Origin of the sequence: Paracoccus isoporae, from assembly GCF_900101865.1 — a bacterium.
Lineage (GTDB): Bacteria > Pseudomonadota > Alphaproteobacteria > Rhodobacterales > Rhodobacteraceae > Paracoccus > Paracoccus isoporae.
Genome location: NZ_FNAH01000001.1, coordinates 455894 through 472408, shown reverse-complemented (window position 1 = coordinate 472408; position 16515 = coordinate 455894). Strand labels below are relative to the sequence as shown.

The window sequence follows — 16515 nt, the reverse complement described above, 5'->3', positions numbered from 1 at the left end:
GAAATACGGCCGCCGGCGGGCCTCCCCCCGCCGTGCGGTCGCGAAAACTAGCGATAAAGCTCCGCGTAGGATTTGCGCAGCTCGGCCTTCTGAACCTTGCCCATCACGTTGCGGGGCAACTCCTCGACGAAGATGATCTTCTTGGGCTGCTTGTAGCGCGCGAGGCTGTCGCCGATGGCGCTGAAGATGTCGTCCTCGCTCGGCGCGGCACCGGGCTGCGGCACGACCACGGCGGTCACGCCCTCGCCCAGATCGGGGTGCGGCACGCCGATCACGGCGCTTTCCAGCACGCCGGGCAGATCGTCGATCAGCGCCTCGATTTCCTTGGGATAGACGTTGTAGCCGCCCGAGATCACGAGATCCTTGTCGCGGCCGACGATGCGCAGATACCCGTCCTCGCCGATCTGGCCCAGATCGCCGGTGATGAAGAACCCGTCATCGCGGAATTCCGAAGCGGTCTTTTCGGGCATCTGCCAATAGCCCTCGAACACGTTGGGGCCGCGCACCTCGATCGCGCCGATCTCGCCGTCGGGCAGCGCCTTGCCGGTTTCGCGGTCGGTCACGCGGATCTCGATCCCCGGCAGCGCCATGCCCACCGCGCCGGGCTTGCGCGCGCCGTCATAGGGGTTGGTGGTGATCATGCAGGTTTCGGTCATGCCATAGCGTTCCAGGATCGCATGCCCGGTCCGATCCTCGAAGCTGCGGTGATCCTCGGCCAGAAGCGGGGCCGAGCCCGAGACGAAGAGCCGCATGTTCTGCGTGGCGTCGCGATCCAGCCGGTCGGATTTCAGGAGGCGCGTGTAGAAGGTCGGCACGCCCATCAGCACGGTGGCGTCGGACATCAGCGAAACCGCCTGATCGGCATCGAACTTGGTCAGCCAGATCAGGCTCGACCCTGCCACCAGGGTCATGTTGACCGCGACGAACAATCCGTGGGTGTGGAAGATCGGCAGGGCGTGGATCAGCACGTCCTCCGCGCTGTAATGCCAGCTTTGCAGCAGCGCTTCGGTGTTCGAGGCGAGATTGCCGTGGGTCAGCACCGCGCCTTTCGAGCGTCCGGTGGTGCCGGATGTATAGAGGATCGCGGCCGGGTCGTCTTTTTCGCGCGCGACTGCCTCGGTCATCGGGGCCGCGTCGCGGGCCAGCTCCGCCAGGCTACCATCGCCGGATGCGCCAAGGCTCTCGACGCTCAGCGCATCGCCGGCGCGCGACTTGTGCTGGTCCAGGCTGGCGGGCGTGCAGACGAACAGCCGGGGCGATGCGTCGCCCAGGAAATAGTCGATCTCCGCGCCGGTATAGGCGGTGTTCAGCGGCAGATAGACCCCGCCGACCTGCAACGTCGCCAGATAGAGGCAGATGGCTTCCGGCGATTTATCGGTCTGCACCGCGACCCGGTCGCCCGGCTGCACGCCAATCCCGGTCAGCACCGCCGCAAGTTTCTGCGTCAGCTCACGGATCTGCGCATAGCTGACATCCGGCTGATCGGGGCGGCGGAACAGAGCCTTGTCCGGCTGCGCCTCTGCCGAGGTGAGAAAGCTTTCGTAAATGGTCTGCATCGGTATCCTCCCATATGCAGTTCAACAAGTCAGTGATGTGTCAGCGCGCCAGGATCGCGGCAAGCGGCTTGCCGGTTGCGATCGTGCCGGCGCGGACAAATGCTTCGTGCTGCGCCTCGATGGCGCCGGGTTCGTACAGATAGTTGATCATCAGCCCGTGCGCGGAGTCGAGAGCGCCCGGCGACAGGTTGGCCGGCCAGTTGACCCGCCAGGCGGATGCGCCGTTACCCAGGTGGAACCGGGCGACCGGATCGAGGGGCTGGCCGGACCGTCCCTTGGCGGCGGTGAAGTAGCTTGCGGCGAGGGCCTCGACCTCCGGCTTCAGCTCCGCCTGCCGCTCCGGGTTGTCCTGCCAGTCGTCCTTGCGTAGACGTTCGGCAAGTGCCGTGGCGCGGGGATCGTCCTGCCCGGCCAGCCATGCGGCAAATCCGGGTGCCGGAGACAGGGTCACAAAGGTCTTGAGCGAAGGAAGCTCCGCCGACAATTCGGCGACCACCTGCTTGATGAGGAAATTCCCGAAGGAGACGCCCTTGAGGCCCCGCATCGTGTTGTTGATCGAATAGAACACGGCCGTATCGGCATCCTCTGCCGACCCCTCGCTGGCGGCATTCAGGATGGGTGCGATCCGGTCCGGGGTGTCGCGGGTCAGCGCCACCTCGACGAAGATCAGCGGTTCGTTGCCGGTGGCCGGGTGGAAGAAGGCGTAGAACCGGCGATCTGCCGGATCGAGCCGGCGGCGAAGATCTTCCCACCCGGTCATCGGGTGCACGGTCTCGTAGCGCATGATCTTTTCCAGCACTTCGGCCGGGGTGGACCAGCTTATCCGCTCCATCCGCAGAAAGCCGCGATTGAACCAGGAGCCGAAGAGATGCGCGAAATCATTGTCCACCGGCGCAAGCGTGGGATCCTTGCGGATCTCCGCCAGCAGCTCGGCCCGCATGGACACCAGCCTAAGCGTGGCCCCCGGTGCGGTGTTCAGGCGCCGCAGCAGGGTCTGGCGCGGCGGTTCGACAGCATCGAACAGCGGCACCAGCGTATCCGCGGTCGGGTCGCTGTCATATGCGGCGAAGGCGGAGCGGATGGCGTCCGGGTCGGGATTGAACCCGTCCCGCAGCAGGCAGAAGAACTGCCGCTTGCCGTCCCGATCCTGCTCGGCATAGGCGGCAAGCGCCTGTTCGGCCACGGCCACGCGCGCGGCGTCGCCGATGCGGCCCATCAGCACCTCGCAGGCGGCGACCAGACGTTCCGCAGGCGGGCGGGCCAGGGCCTTGCGCAGCGCCGTTTCGTCGCTGCCCCGCGCGGTTTTCTCACGCCGGTCGCCGCCCATGATCGCCTGCGCCAGATCGTTCAGAAATGCCAGTTTCGGTCGCGCCATGCTTCGTCCTCCCTGCAACTCTTATACATAAATCACCACCTGATGTATATAACAGAAAGTTTGATGGACATGAGGCGCGAAACCGTCAGAATTTCCGCGTGGCGACAGCAACTTGACCGGACCGACGCATGACAGTGAAGAACAGGATGACCGCGCCGCAGATCCGGCAGGCGATGGAAAACGCGATTGTCGAGGGCCGATTCGCGCCGGGCGACAAGCTGGATCTGGAAAAGCTGGAAGCGGAATTCGCCTGCTCGCGCACCCCGATCCGCGAGGCGCTTCAGGCGCTGGAGGTCTCCGGTCTCGTCCGCATCGAGCCGAAACGGGGCAGCTTCGTGACCCGTCTGGACGTGGTCGAGCTGACCGAGCGGTTCGAGGTGATGGCCGAGCTTGAGGCGATGAGCGCAAGGCTGGCCGCGACCCGCGCCGGTGCCGACGACATCTGGCGGATCCGGGAAACGCTGGCCGGATGCGAGACGGCGGCCGAGACCGGGAACAGCGACGAATATTATCACCAGAACACCTATTTCCATCACGCGATCTACGCGGCCTCCGGCAATCGCTTCCTGGAAGCCGAGGCGCGCCGGATGCAGACGATGCTTCAGCCCTATCGCCGCAGGCAGGTGCAGTTGCGCGGGCGGATGATGCGGTCCTTGCATGAACATCGCCGGATCGTGCAGATGATCGAGGCTGGCGATGCGGAACGCGCGGCGACGGAGATGAACGCGCATGTCGTCATTCAGGGGGAGCGGTTCCACGAACTCGTTGCGGCGCTCCGGCTCGATCCGGTCTGATTGGGGACAAAGCGTCCCGCTGCCCGCGCGGTGCTTGAACAGCCGCCGGTTCCGGCGCTATGCCCGACATGCTTGCGGGCCCGGGCGACATGACGCCGGGGCCATGACCGGCTGGCGGAGGCAAGGAAAAGGGGCGGATCGTGACCAAGACATGCTGTGGCGCGGGGGGCGGTGGCAAGCTGGACGCGCGGGACGCCGCTTATCTGGCGGCGGCGCAATCGGTGCCACCGGCGGCCGAGGCCACGCGACAGCAGCTTTCATCGGCACTGATCCCGCTGAAGGGCGGATTCTTCGACATGGGCGCAAGGCGGTCGCGCTTTCCCGAGGATCTGGACGCGCCGCGCCGCAAGGTGAAGCTGTCGCCGTTCCGCATCGCTGCCACCGCCTGCAGCAATGCCGAGTTTGCCCGTTTCGTGACCGAGACCGGCTATCGTAGCGTGGCGGAGGCGGAGGGCTGGTCCTATGTCTTCCATCTGTTGCTGGCCGAGCCGGAGCGGTGGACCGAGGCGCCGGCCTCGGTGCCGTGGTGGCGCAAGGTCGATGGCGCCTTCTGGGCCGCGCCGGAGGGCCCCGGCAGCGATCTGGCCGGGCGCGAGGATCACCCGGTTGTGCATGTCTGCTGGTATGACGCGCTTGCCTATTGCACCTGGGCGGGGTTGCGCCTGCCAAGCGAAGCGCAATGGGAATATGCGGCGCGTGGCGGGCTGGCCCGGCGCAAATTTCCCTGGGGCGACGCGTTCTGGCCGGGCGGTCGGCCCGCCATGAACACCTGGCAGGGCGAGTTCCCGATGGTGAATACCGGCGAGGACGGATTTGTCGGGACAGCCCCCGTGACCGCCTACAGCCCGAACGGGTACGGCGTCTACAATATGTGCGGCAATGTCTGGGAATGGACGCAGGATCTGTTCGGCAGTGAACCTGTCTCCGGCCCGTTCCCGCTGCGCGATCCGACCGGCCCGGCGCAAGGCTATGCGCGGGTGCAGCGCGGCGGATCCTATCTGTGCCATGTCAGCTATTGCGACCGTTATCACGTCCATTCCCGCACCCGGAATGACCCCGAAAGTTCGACCGGGCATATCGGGTTCCGGGTCGCGGCGGCGGGGTAGCGGCGTTCCGCACCACGCGGCGGGACGGCCTGCGGCGGCGTGAGGCACAGTGCCGTCGCGGAGTGCGGGCTTGACTGGCCGCGCCTTGCGTGCCACGCCTGTCCTCACGCGACGGGGGCGCCCGGGATGACCGGGCTGAGATGCACCCTTTGAACCTGAACCAGATAATGCTGGCGGAGGGAGGCGCGGGTGGGGCCTCCCTTCTGCTTGGGAACTTGCTCGTCCGATCCTCCTCGTCCGGCGAGAGAGGCGGCCATGATCCCCAACATCCTCAGCATTGCCGGATCCGATTGCTGTGGCGGTGCCGGCATTCAGGCCGACATCAAGGCCATCTCGGCCAATGGCGGCTATGCCATGTCGGTGATCGCGGCACTGACCGCGCAGAACACCCGCGCGGTCACGCAAGTCCAGATCACGCGGCCCGACATGGTGCTGGCCCAGATCAGGGCGATCCGCGACGATATCCGCATCGACGCGGTGAAGATCGGGATGCTGGGCACGGCAGAGGTGATCGCCGCCGTTGCGCAGGGGTTGGAGGGGCTGCGCTGCCCGGTGGTCCTCGATCCGGTGATGGTGGCGAAAAGCGGTGCGCGGCTCTTGGATGAATCCGCGGTCTCGGCGCTGTGCGGCCATCTGCTGCCGCGCGCCACGATCATCACGCCCAACCTGCCCGAAGCCGCCGATCTGCTGGGCCGCCGCGAGGCGAAGACCACCGACGACATGGCGGAACAGGCGCAGGCGCTGCTGGCGCTCGGCCCGCGCCACGTGCTGCTGAAGGGCGGGCATCTGCCCGGCGGGGACAGCCCCGATCTGCTGGTCGGCGACGGCCGCGCCCGCTGGTTCGCGGCGACGCGGGTCGTATCGAAGAACACGCATGGCACCGGCTGCACCCTGTCCGCGGCGCTGGCGACGCAGCTTGCCCTCGGCCTGACCGTTCCGCGCGCGGTGGAGCGGGCCAAGCGCTACACCACCGACGCCATTGCAGCGGCCGGCGCCCTGTCCGTCGGGCACGGCCATGGCCCGGTGCATCATTTTCACAACCAGAAAGGAATCTGACCCATGTCCTTCACCCAGCAACTCCGGCGCGACACGGCGCAGCTTCGCCAGCAGATCCTCGACATGCCGTTCAACCGCGACCTGGCCGCAGGCACCCTGCCGCAGGAGGTGTTTCGCGGCTATATCGTTCAGGATGCGCATTATCTCGAAGGCTTCGCCCGTGCCCTTGCCATGGCGGCGGCCAAGGCGCCGGATGCGGATGCGGTGGCGCAGCTTGCCGGGTCCGCGATCAAGGCGATCTCGGTCGAGCGGGGGCTGCATGGCGAGTACATGGCCCAGTTCGGGGTCAGCGCCGAGGAATACGAGGCGACGGAGATCTCCGAGGCCTGCGATCACTATGTCTCCTTCCTGCTGCGCATGGTGGCGACCGATGACTTCGCGGTCGGGTTGACGGCGCTGCTGCCCTGTTTCTGGATCTATCACGAGGTCGGACAGAAAATTGCCGCCGAGGCCGTGCCGGGCAACCGCTACCAGGCCTGGATCGACACCTATGCCAGCGAGGATTTCGCGGATGGCGTCCAGCGGATGCTGGAGCTGATCGACCGAACGGCCGCCGCCTCCTCGGACGCCACGCGGGCGCGGATGCAGCGCAGCTTTGCCCGGAGCTGCTGGCATGAATGGCATTTCTGGGACAGCGCCTATCATATGCGGGGCTGGCTTGCGCCGGATGCCGAGCCGAGCGCGAAACGGATGCCGGCCATCGCGGAATAGCCCGGATCGGCGCGACCGCATTGCCCGGCTGCGGCACATCTGAACCGCAGCCGGACGGCCCGTCCCGCCGCGCCCCCGCTGCCGTCCCGGCCCCCGCAAGCCGCGACAGGGGTGGATGCCGGTGCCGTTCCGCCGCAAGATGCGCAGCAACGCCGCAGCAGGGGGGCTTTGGAAGATGACGCGCAATGGCGGACAGTTGCTGGTGGACTGCCTGATGGCGCTCGGCGCCACGAAGAGCTTCGGGATTCCGGGCGAAAGCTATCTGGCGGTGCTCGATGCGCTGCACGACACCGCAGGGCGGCTGGATTTCGTGCTGTGCCGGAACGAAGGCGGGGCGGCGTTCATGGCGGCGGCGCATGGCAAGCTGACGGGTCAGCCGGGCATCTGTCTGGTCACGCGCGGGCCGGGCGTCACCAACGCCTCGATCGGGATCCACACGGCGATGCAGGACAGCGCGCCGATGCTGGTCTTTGTCGGGCAGGTCGGCACCGACATGCGTGGGCGCGAAGCGTTCCAGGAAATCGATTACAGGGCGGTGTTCGGGTCGATGGCGAAATGGGCGGTGGAGATCGACGAGATCGACCGCATCCCCGAACTGGTCGGCCGCGCCTGGCGCACCGCCATCTCCGGGCGGCCGGGGCCGGTCGTGGTGGCGCTGCCCGAGGACATGCTGACCGACATCACAGACGCCGAACCGCTGCCCGGCCCGATCGTCGCGGCCGAGCCCGCCCCCGACCCGGAGATGCTGGAGGAGGCGCGCGGGCTTCTGGCGGCTGCCGAACGACCGCTGATCCTGATCGGCGGCTGCAACTGGAGCGCGGCGGGGCGGGCGGCCATGCAGGACTTCGCGGAGCAATCGCAGATCCCGGTCGTCGCGGCTTTCCGTTTTCACGACTGCTTCGACAATCACGCGCCGGTCTATTGCGGCGAGGCCGGGGTGGGGATGCCGCCGCATGTGCGCAAGCTGGTGGCGGATGCCGATGTGATCCTTGCGGTGAATATCCGCTTTGGCGAGATGACGACCGATGCCTATTCGCTGCTATCTGTGCCGCTGCCGGCGCAGCGGATCATCCATGTGCACGGATCGGATGCCGAGATCGGGAAAATCTATCAGCCCGCCATCGCGATCCAGTCCGGGCCGAATAATTTCGCCCGTGCGATTCGGCCGGTCCGGGACAAATGGGCAGGCTGGCTGGCGCAGGGACGGGCCGGCTATGACGCCTCCTTCGAGGCGCCGGCCCAGCCCTCTCCCGTTGATATGGTGGCCGTCATGGCGCATCTGCGCGACGTGCTGCCGGGCGATGTGATCCTGACCAACGGGGCGGGCAATTTCACCGTCTGGCCGAACAAGTTCTTCCGCTTCGGTGCAGAAGCGCGGCTGCTGGCGCCCCAGTCCGGCGCGATGGGATACGGCCTGCCCGCGGCCATCGCGGCGAAGGTCAATTTTCCCGAACGATGCGTGGTCTGCTTCGCGGGTGACGGCGATTTCCAGATGAACCTGCAGGAGATGGCGACCGCGGCACAGGCTGATGCCCAGCCGATCATCCTGCTGCTCAATAACGGGATCTACGGCACGATCCGCGCGCATCAGGAGCGGAACTATCCCGGCCGCGTGTCGGGCACGACTATGGACAATCCCGACTTCGTGGCGCTTGCCAGGGCCTTCGGGTTCCATGCCGAGCGGGTGGGCAACACGGCGGATTTCGGCGCCGCCTTTGACCGTGCGCTTGCCTCGAAAACCGGGGCGCTGCTGGATCTGGACATCTCGCCCGAGGCTCTGACGCCGCGCCAGACGCTCAGCCAGATGCGCGAGGCCGCGCTGGCGGCGAAGCGCGAGGACTAAACCGAAGCGATATCGCGGGGCGCAGGATCTCGGACACCGCTGCCTCACATGGCGTCTGCATCAGCCCCGGCAAGCATGGTCTGCAGCGCCGCCTGAAGGGCGGGCATATCGCCCGCGGGGGCCTTGATCGAGCCCTCGGGTAGTGGCGTGTTGGCCAGCGGGCTGTCCGGCTCCACCACCGCAAGCAGCGGCAGATCCGCGGAAAGATAGTCGGAGAGTTTCGATGGCAGATAGGGGTTGCGGGCAAATGCGCCGGCCGTCGCGGTATCGTTGAGGAACAGCCAGCGCATCTCGCGCATTCGCGCCAGGGCGTCGAGATAGCCGAGCGGCGGGCTGATCCGCACCTGCCGGCCCAGCCCCAGCCGGGCCACCAGCTCGGGCAGCGCGGGATCGGGGGTGCCGAACACATGCAGCACGAGACGCTGTGCCACTCCCGGCTGCAGCGCGGCCATCGCATGAAGCAGCTCGCCCAGCCCCCGCCGCGGATTGGCATGGCCGAAATAGCCGACCCGGCACAGCCGGTCTGGCGGCGCGGTTGCGGGCAGATGTGACAGAAGCAGCGGGCCCGGCTGCGGATGGGGCGAGATCTCCGAAACGGCGCGGGCCCGGTCGCGCACCGCCTGCGGATCGTCTTGCGAAAGCATCAGCGCCTGCTGGACCGGGTTGGTGAAGATAATCCGCTCGGCCAGGCAAAAGGGCAGATATTCCGCCCAGAACATCAGCGGCTTTCCCGTTGGGACCGGGTATCCGCGGTCGCGGATCAGCGCGCTGATCCCCATCTGTTCCAGCCATGCCTCATCGGCCGGGGCCTGTGCGGGGTTGCCGTCCAGATCCAGCCGGCACGGGTCCGAAAACTCCGCCACCCAACGATCCGCCAGACCTGCGGCCAGAAGGGCCGCGGCGGCGAAATGCGACTGCGCCCACATTGCGCGGGACCGGATCTCGCGGTAATGGCGACGGCCGGTTGCGCCGGAGCGCACGGCTTCGACGACTATCTCGGAAAACTGGCGCGCCGCGGTGGCGCGGGCGGGCCAGTTCTCGGCCGTGACCAGCAGATGACGCCCGATCAGCGGACGGATCGCCGCATAGAGCGACAGGTCCAGACCGGCGCGTCCGGTCATGTCGTTGGATATGACATCCACCCGTTCGCCGGCGGTCTCGATCCGGCGCGCCATCACGTTTCCAGCGGTATTGGCGAAGGGCGGGAAGGCGAAGGAAATGACGAGCGTGTCGGAACTCTCCGGCAGGCGGGGCGGCGCTAACCCGGCTTGCAGGAGCCGTTGCCGTGCATGGTCGAACCAGCCCGTGCTGGCGTGATCGCCGCGCCAGACCATCGGCGGCAGACCGGCGAAGATCTGCGCGGCGCGTTCTGGATCCCCCGCGTCAAGCGCGAGACCGACCATCTGGCGCGCGCCGTCCAGCGTCGGCTGGAGCATCTGCGCACGCTGCAACAGCGCCAGTCGCGTCGCGGGCGGGACGCGGCCGGCCAATTGGTCCTGCGCCCGCCGAAGCCCCTGCGCGACCATGTCCGAGGGGGCCTCGCTCACGATCGGCGCCGGCCCAGCAATCCGGCCAGGATGCGTCGCAACCCAGAGCCGGTGTTGCCGGGCTTTGCGGCCGGGACTGGCCGTGACCGCACCGCGGCAAGCTCGGTTTCCACCTCCCTGACCCGTGCGGAAAGTTGCGCGATGGCAATGTCTGCCGCCGTGGGGTCGCGCATCTCGGTTCTGAGCTGCGCGAGTTCGGCGGCGAGCGAATCCCGCTCATCCAGCGATCTGGCCAACGCATCCTGCAGCGTCGCGACATCCGTGCCGGTGACAAGATCCCGCATCGGGTCGCGCTGCCCGGTGCTGCGGCCGGGATCGGTCGGGTCTGGATCGGTCATGGATATCGCCTGCTCTGCCTTGGTTTCACGTGTTTCTAGCGCAGGCCGTGCCGGGAATGCCACGCGTTTGCGCACGCATGCCGTCGGACGTGTCACGGTGCGGGCGCGAACCCGCTTGCTGACGCGGTTTGGCGCGCTATGGTTCGCGGTCGAAGAGTTTTGCGTGCCGGGACCAACATCATGCAGGGCAGCATGGCGCAGGCAGCGCCGCTTCATGTGGCCGTGATCGGGGCGGGAGTCATCGGTGCCAGCACGGCCCTGGCCCTGCTGGCCGACGGGCATCGGGTGACGTTGCTGGACCCGGCCGCGCCGGGCGGGCGGCAGGCTGCCAGTTTCGGCAATGGCGCCTTCATCAGCCCGGCCTCGGTCATTCCGATGTCGCATCCCGGCATCTGGCGCAAGGTGCCGGGATATTTGCTGGATCCAGCCGGCCCGCTGACCATCCGCTGGCGTGATGCGCCGCGGCTGGCGCCGTGGGTGTGGCGCTTCGTGATGGCGGGCCGGTCCGCCGCGCATGTCGAGCGCACGGCTTGCGCGCTTGCTGCGCTGCTGGGTGAGGCGCCGAGGCAGCATCTTGGGATCGCTGAGCGGATCGGCCGGCCCGATCTGATCCGGCAGGACGGTCTGATCCATGTCTTTACAGACCGCGCCGCCTATGAGGCAGAGGCGCCGGCCTGGACGCTGCGCCGACGCCTTGACGTCAGGATCGCGGAGATGTCGGAGGCGGAACTGCGCGAGCGCCTGCCGGAGCTGTCGCAGCACTATCGCTTCGGGATCCGCGTGGTTGACGGCGCGCATTGCACCGATCCCGGCGGCTATGTCGCCGCCATGCTGGGCTGGGCGCGGCGGCAGGGCGCAGTGCTGCGCCGCGCATCGGTGACGGGGTTTCGTGTCGAGGAAGGCAAGCTGCGTGCGCTGCGCTGCGGGGCCGACGAACTTGACTGCGACCGCGCCGTGATCGCCTGCGGGATCGGGGCGCGCGATCTGGCGCGCGCTGCGGGGGATCGCATCCCGCTGCAAAGCGAGCGCGGCTATCACGTCGAGATTGCGGATCCGCCGATCCGGCCAGAATGCCCGGTGATGCCGCAGGAAGGGCGCATGGCGAATGTGGTCACGCAGGGCGGGTTCCGTGCCGCGGGGCAGGTCGAGCTGGCATCACCGCACGCCGCGCCGGACTGGCGGCGCGCCGAGATCCTGCTGGCGCATCTGCGGCGCAGCTGGCCTGCGCTGAACGACGTGGCGGAGGCGCAGGTGTCGCGGTGGATGGGGCACCGCCCGTCTACCCCGGACGGGCGGCCGGTGATCGGTCCGGCATCGGGTGCAACCGATATCATCCATGCCTTCGGACACGGCCATATAGGTCTTGCCGCGGCGCCGATGACGGCACGGCTGGTCGCGGACCTGCTGGCCGGGCGGGCGGGCCCGGTCGATCTGTCACCCTACGCGCCAACCCGGTTTCGGCGGGGTTGAGCCGCATCGCGCCGGGTTGGGCGCTGCCTGCTGCGGGGTGGTCACGAATGCGGGATCGGTGATATGAATTCTGTCATCTCGCCATAAGAGAACCGCAAATAAAACCGATCTCACCAACAGAGAGTAACCGACATGACCACCAGATTTCCCCTTCTCCTCGTCGCCGGGACGCTGGCCGCCGGTGCCGCCCAGGCTGAGACCTGGGATATGCCCGTCGCCTATCCCTCGCATAATTATCACACCGAGAATGCGGTGGCCTTCGCCGAGGAGGTCGGCGCATGCACGAATGGCGAACTTGAAATCACCGTTCATCCCAACGGGTCGCTGTTCAAGGGCGACGAGATCAAGCGGGCCGTCCAGACCGGCGATGCGCAGATCGGCGAGCGGCTGCTGTCGGCCCATGCCAACGAGGACGGGATCTATGGCTACGACTCGGTCCCGTTCCTGGCCAGCTCCTTCGAGGCTTCCGAGAAGCTGCGCGCGGCGGCGGAGCCGGTGCTGGCCGATCTGATGGCCGGGCAGGGGATGACGCTGCTTTACTCCGTGCCGTGGCCGGCGCAGGGGATGTATTTCACGCAGGAGGTGAACTCCGTCGATGACATGGCCGGGATCAAGTTCCGCGCCTATAACGCCAGCACGGCGCGGGTCGCGGAACTGGCGGGCATGGTGCCGACGCAGGTCGAGGCGGCGGAATTGAAACAGGCGCTGGCGACCGGGGTGGTGGCCGCGATGATCTCCTCCGGCTCGACCGGGGTGGATGAGAAGGCCTGGGAGGACATGTCCCATTTCTACGACGTGAAGGCCTGGCTGCCGCGCAACACGGTCTTTGCCAACACCGCCGCCTTCGAGGCGCTGCCGGCCGAGCAGCAGGACTGCGTCACGACCGCCGCCGCCAACGCGCAGAGCCGGGGCTCCGAGGAAGCCGCGGCGCTGAGCGGGGGTTTTCTCGACACGCTGGCCGAGAACGGCATGACCGTCGCGGAACCCGGCGAGCAACTGGCCGCCGATCTGGCCGAAATCGGCGAGCAGATGACGAATGAGTGGCTGGAATCGACCGGCGAGCAGGGGCAGTCGATCATCGACGCCTACCGCGCCAAGTAAGCGGCGCAGGCCACGGCGCTGCCGCGCCGCTTTCAGACCGGCGGATCCCACAGCGGGATGCGCCGGTCAGCCCGACCGGAACCGAGGTGACCATGCGATCGGCACTGAATATGCTGTATACCGGCACAGGCTACGTGGCGGCCTGCGCGCTGTTCATGATCCTCGTGCTGGTCGTCGTGCAGATGGTGGCGCGCTGGCTGGGCCTGCTGCTGCCGGGCGGGGCCACTTATGCGGGCTACGCGATGGCGGCGGCCTCGTTTCTGGGCATGGCCTATACCTTCGTCCAGAATGAACATATCCGCGTCGGCCTGTTCGTCGATCGCAGCGGCAATCAGCGCCGTGCGCTGGAAATCTGGTGCTACGCGATCGGCACGGCGACGGTGCTGTATTTCGCCTGGTACGCAATCCAGGCGCCGATCCTGAGCCATCGCTTCGGCGATGTCTCGCAGGGGCAGGACGCCACGCCGCTGTGGATCCCGCAGCTTTCCATGGCGGTCGGGGTCAGTGTCATGGCCATCGCCATGCTGGACAATCTGGTCCGGGTGCTGACGACCGACAGTTTCGGGGTCGATCCGCCCCGCGCGGAGCCGGAGCGCGACGTGCTGGCGGATCGCCGGCTGCGCTTCGCCGTTCTGGGCGGGTTTCTGCTGGTGGTCTATGCCGCGCTGCATCTGATGACCGGGCTGGACCGGGAGGCGACGGGGCTGAAGATCGGGGTGTTCCTGTTCGTGATGTTCTTCCTGCTCGGCTCGGGCGTCTGGGTCGGGCTGGCGCTGATGGGCGTGGCCTATATGGGGATGATCGGATTTACCTCGCGCAATCCGGGCAGTTCGATGTCGATCACCATCTGGACGAGTTCGTCGAGCTGGACGCTGACTTCGCTGCCGCTGTTCATCTGGATGGGCGAGATCCTGTATCGCACGCGCCTGTCCGAGGACATGTTCAAGGGGCTGGCCCCCTGGCTGTCGCGGCTGCCGGGCGGCTTGCTGCATACAAATGTGGTGGGCTGCACCGTGTTTGCCGCCGTGTCCGGCTCATCCGCTGCCACGCTGACCACGGTGGGCAAGATGTCGATCCCCGAGCTGCGCAAGCGCGGCTATCCCGAATTCATGATCATCGGCACGCTGGCGGGGGCGGCGACTCTTGGCCTGATGATTCCGCCTTCGCTCACGCTGATCGTCTATGGCGTCACGGTAAAGGAGAGCATCACGAGCCTGTTCATGGCGGGCGTCGTCCCCGGCCTGGTGCTGGCGGCGATGTTCATGCTGTATATCGCCGGCTGGTCGCTGGCGCGTCCCAAGGACCGGCCCGACGCAGAGCCGCGGATCGGATTTCTCGGCGCGCTGCGCAACTCCGTGCTGCTGATCCCGGTGATCGCGCTGATCGTGATGGTGATCGGCTCGATGTATCTGGGCATCGCCACGGCGACCGAAGCGGCGGCTTTCGGCGTGGTGGGCGCGCTGATCCTGGCGCTGCTGCAAGGCTCGCTTGGCTGGAACAGCTTTGTTGAGAGCCTGCTCGGCGCGACCCGCACATCGGCGATGATCGCGCTGATCCTGATGGGGGCGAGCTTCCTGACCCTGTCCATGGGATTCACCGGCGTTCCGAGGACGCTGGCCGAATGGATCGGCGCGATGGAGCTGTCCCCGGTGGCGCTGATCGCCGCGCTGACGCTGTTCTACATCGTGATCGGAATGTTCCTGGACGGGATCTCGGCGGTGGTGCTGACCATGGCGATCATCGAGCCGATGGTGCGCGGTGCCGGGATCGACATGATCTGGTTCGGCATCTTCGTGGTGGTGGTGGTCGAGATGGCCCAGATCACCCCGCCGGTCGGGTTCAACCTGTTCGTGCTTCAGGGCATGACCAAACACGACATGGGCTATATTGCCCGGACGGCGTTGCCGATGTTCCTCATCATGGTGGTGATGGTGGCGATCCTGGTCGCCTTCCCCCGCCTTGCCACCTGGCTGCCGGCGATGGTCATGCAAGCGCCCGGTGGATGAGCGCGCGGGACGGGCTGATCTGGGTGGGTCGCCATGCCCGGCCGATCCTTCTGGCGGGGCTGTTCATCGTGCCCTTGCTGCCCATGCCGCACGGGATGTTCCAGCCGGTCCTGCCGCTGCTGGTCAGCATGCTGATCGGTCTGGCGCTGTGCCGTCTGGATCTGCCCGCGCTGCTGGCGGACCTGGCCGACCCGCGCTTTCTTCCGAGCCTGCTGATCGGGCTGGCCCTGTTCCAGATCGTTGCGGCGATGCTGTTTCACGGGTTGGGGTCAGTGCTGGGCGTCGGTCCCGGACTGCTGATGATCGTCATGGCCTTCGCGGCGGCGCCGACCCTGACATCTGCCCCGAATATCGCGCTCATGCTGGGCTATGATGCGCGGCTGACCCTGCTCTGGACGCTGTGCTCGACCTTTCTGGCGCCCGCCACCATTCCGCTCGCCTTCGGCGCGACTGGGCTGGCGCTGGAGATCACGCCGTCTTGGCTGGCGCTGAAGCTGTTCGCCATGCTGATGGGCGGGATCGGGTTGGGGGTGGTTCTGCGGCGCGGGCTCGGCCCCGCACGCATTGCGCGGGACGCGGCGGCGCTCGACGGAATGTCGGCACTGGTCGTGCTGGCCTTCCTGTTTCCGCTGCTGGACGGGGCGGTATCAGAAATCGCGGCGCAGCCGGACCGGGCGATGGGCCTGGCGGTGCTGGCGGTGGCGCTGAATCTGGGGGCCAACCTGGTGACCCGGTGGCTGGCCGGGTTCGCGTTCGCCCGTCCCCGCGCCCGCGCACTGGGTCTGATTTTCGGCAATCGCAACATCGCCATCCTGCTGGCGGCGCTGCCCCATGACCCGTCCTTCAGCCTGTTCGTGGCAATGGCGCAGATCCCGATCTACAGCTCGCCCGTCATCCTGCGGGCGTTGGACGGAGAGGGCGCGGCATGAGCGGCTTTATCGGCGTCCTCGCCCTCGACACGGCTTTCCCGCGCATCCCCGGCGATGCGGGCCATCCTGACAGCTATCACCTGCCGGCCCGTATCCGGCTGGTGGAGGGGGCGGGCAGCCCCGAGATTGTGCGCGACAGTCCGCCGGATCCGGGTCTTGTCCAACGCTTCGCAGAGGCGGCGCGCGGGTTGGAGGCCGAGGGCGCAGTCCTCATCACCTCGACCTGCGGATTCCTGATCTCGGTGCAGCAGGTCATCGCGCGGCGGGTCAGCGTCCCGGTGCTGCTGTCCGGCCTCAGCCTCGCGCCGCTGATGCTGTCGCTCGCGCCGCATCGGCCGGTCGGCGTCCTGACCGCCGCGGCGGACCGTTTGGGCCCGGCGACGCTGCGGGCGGCCGGTCTCGCGGCGGACCGCCTCCGCGTGGCAGGGCTGGAGAACGTTCCGCTCTTTTCAGAGACTTTTCTGGTGCCGAAGCACGCACAGCGCCGCAGCTTTTCGCGCGACGCGATGGAGCGCGCGGTCGTGCAGGCCGGGCGCAGCCTTCTGGCGCAGACCCCGGAGATCAGCGCCGTCGTGCTGGAATGCGGCAATCTGCCACCCTACGCACCGGCGCTTCGGCGCGCGCTGAACCGCCCGGTTGTCAGCGTTCTGGACGGGGCCAGGCTGCTCACCGGCTGACCGGGC

Annotated in this window: 14 protein-coding genes, 1 pseudogene and 1 riboswitch; of the genes and pseudogenes, 11 read left to right on the top strand and 4 right to left on the bottom strand. The window is 67.4% G+C overall.

Annotated features, from left to right (window positions below; all coding sequences use genetic code 11):
- Positions 1-47 precede the first annotated feature (47 nt).
- Positions 48-1556: a malonate--CoA ligase gene (locus BLT73_RS02295; protein ID WP_090520462.1), complete on the bottom strand. Its 1509-nt coding sequence runs from the start codon at positions 1554-1556 to the stop codon at positions 48-50.
- A gap of 40 nt (positions 1557-1596) precedes the next feature.
- Positions 1597-2931: a malonyl-CoA decarboxylase gene (locus BLT73_RS02290; RefSeq protein WP_090520461.1), complete on the bottom strand. Its 1335-nt coding sequence runs from the start codon at positions 2929-2931 to the stop codon at positions 1597-1599.
- A gap of 128 nt (positions 2932-3059) precedes the next feature.
- On the opposite strand from BLT73_RS02290, the gene BLT73_RS02285 reads away from it, so the two are divergent.
- The 5 genes from BLT73_RS02285 to BLT73_RS02265 all read left to right on the top strand — a co-directional run bounded on the left by BLT73_RS02285 (position 3060) and on the right by BLT73_RS02265 (position 8441).
- Entirely contained in the window at positions 3060-3725 is a 666-nt protein-coding gene (locus BLT73_RS02285; protein ID WP_090520459.1) for a GntR family transcriptional regulator, read from the top strand.
- Positions 3726-3865: 140 nt separating this feature from the next.
- Positions 3866-4831 (top strand): formylglycine-generating enzyme family protein, encoded by a 966-nt coding sequence (locus tag BLT73_RS02280; RefSeq protein ID WP_245726934.1) that lies wholly within the window; start codon positions 3866-3868, stop codon positions 4829-4831.
- Between the two features lie 103 nt (positions 4832-4934).
- Positions 4935-5030, top strand: a riboswitch (TPP riboswitch).
- Between the two features lie 56 nt (positions 5031-5086).
- Complete coding sequence (thiD, locus tag BLT73_RS02275; RefSeq protein ID WP_090520457.1) at positions 5087-5887, top strand: bifunctional hydroxymethylpyrimidine kinase/phosphomethylpyrimidine kinase; 801 nt, start codon at positions 5087-5089, stop codon at positions 5885-5887.
- Between the two features lie 3 nt (positions 5888-5890).
- Positions 5891-6598, top strand: coding sequence for a thiaminase II (gene tenA, locus BLT73_RS02270; protein ID WP_090520454.1), 708 nt, complete (start codon positions 5891-5893; stop codon positions 6596-6598).
- A gap of 175 nt (positions 6599-6773) precedes the next feature.
- Positions 6774-8441, top strand: a complete 1668-nt coding sequence (locus BLT73_RS02265) for a thiamine pyrophosphate-binding protein (RefSeq protein WP_090520951.1) — start codon at positions 6774-6776, stop codon at positions 8439-8441.
- 44 nt (positions 8442-8485) lie between these two features.
- Here the strand turns inward: BLT73_RS02265 and BLT73_RS02260 are convergent, their stop codons facing one another.
- Together BLT73_RS02260 and BLT73_RS02255 are read right to left on the bottom strand one after the other, a co-directional pair.
- Positions 8486-9988 (bottom strand): glycosyltransferase family protein, encoded by a 1503-nt coding sequence (locus tag BLT73_RS02260; RefSeq protein ID WP_090520452.1) that lies wholly within the window; start codon positions 9986-9988, stop codon positions 8486-8488.
- Positions 9985-10326, bottom strand: a complete 342-nt coding sequence (locus BLT73_RS02255; protein WP_090520451.1) for a hypothetical protein — start codon at positions 10324-10326, stop codon at positions 9985-9987. The genes BLT73_RS02260 and BLT73_RS02255 overlap by 4 nt, the downstream gene beginning before the upstream one ends.
- Before the next feature lie 180 nt (positions 10327-10506).
- On the opposite strand from BLT73_RS02255, the gene BLT73_RS02250 reads away from it, so the two are divergent.
- From BLT73_RS02250 to BLT73_RS02230, 6 genes and pseudogenes are all read left to right on the top strand, one after another.
- On the top strand, positions 10507-11796 hold the full coding sequence (locus tag BLT73_RS02250) for an NAD(P)/FAD-dependent oxidoreductase (RefSeq protein ID WP_245726933.1): 1290 nt from the start codon (positions 10507-10509) through the stop codon (positions 11794-11796).
- A 132-nt stretch (positions 11797-11928) separates the two neighbouring features.
- Complete coding sequence (locus tag BLT73_RS02245) at positions 11929-12897, top strand: TRAP transporter substrate-binding protein (RefSeq protein WP_090520449.1); 969 nt, start codon at positions 11929-11931, stop codon at positions 12895-12897.
- A gap of 92 nt (positions 12898-12989) precedes the next feature.
- A pseudogene (locus BLT73_RS17540) lies at positions 12990-13436 on the top strand (TRAP transporter small permease); the annotation flags it as partial.
- A 135-nt stretch (positions 13437-13571) separates the two neighbouring features.
- The gene (locus tag BLT73_RS02240) at positions 13572-14903 is read left to right on the top strand and encodes a TRAP transporter large permease (RefSeq protein WP_245727025.1); all 1332 of its coding nucleotides are present in this window, start codon (positions 13572-13574) and stop codon (positions 14901-14903) included.
- Complete coding sequence (locus BLT73_RS02235; RefSeq protein ID WP_090520447.1) at positions 14900-15832, top strand: hypothetical protein; 933 nt, start codon at positions 14900-14902, stop codon at positions 15830-15832. The genes BLT73_RS02240 and BLT73_RS02235 overlap by 4 nt, the downstream gene beginning before the upstream one ends.
- The gene (locus tag BLT73_RS02230) at positions 15829-16509 is read left to right on the top strand and encodes an aspartate/glutamate racemase family protein (RefSeq protein WP_090520446.1); all 681 of its coding nucleotides are present in this window, start codon (positions 15829-15831) and stop codon (positions 16507-16509) included. The genes BLT73_RS02235 and BLT73_RS02230 overlap by 4 nt, the downstream gene beginning before the upstream one ends.
- Positions 16510-16515 lie beyond the last annotated feature (6 nt).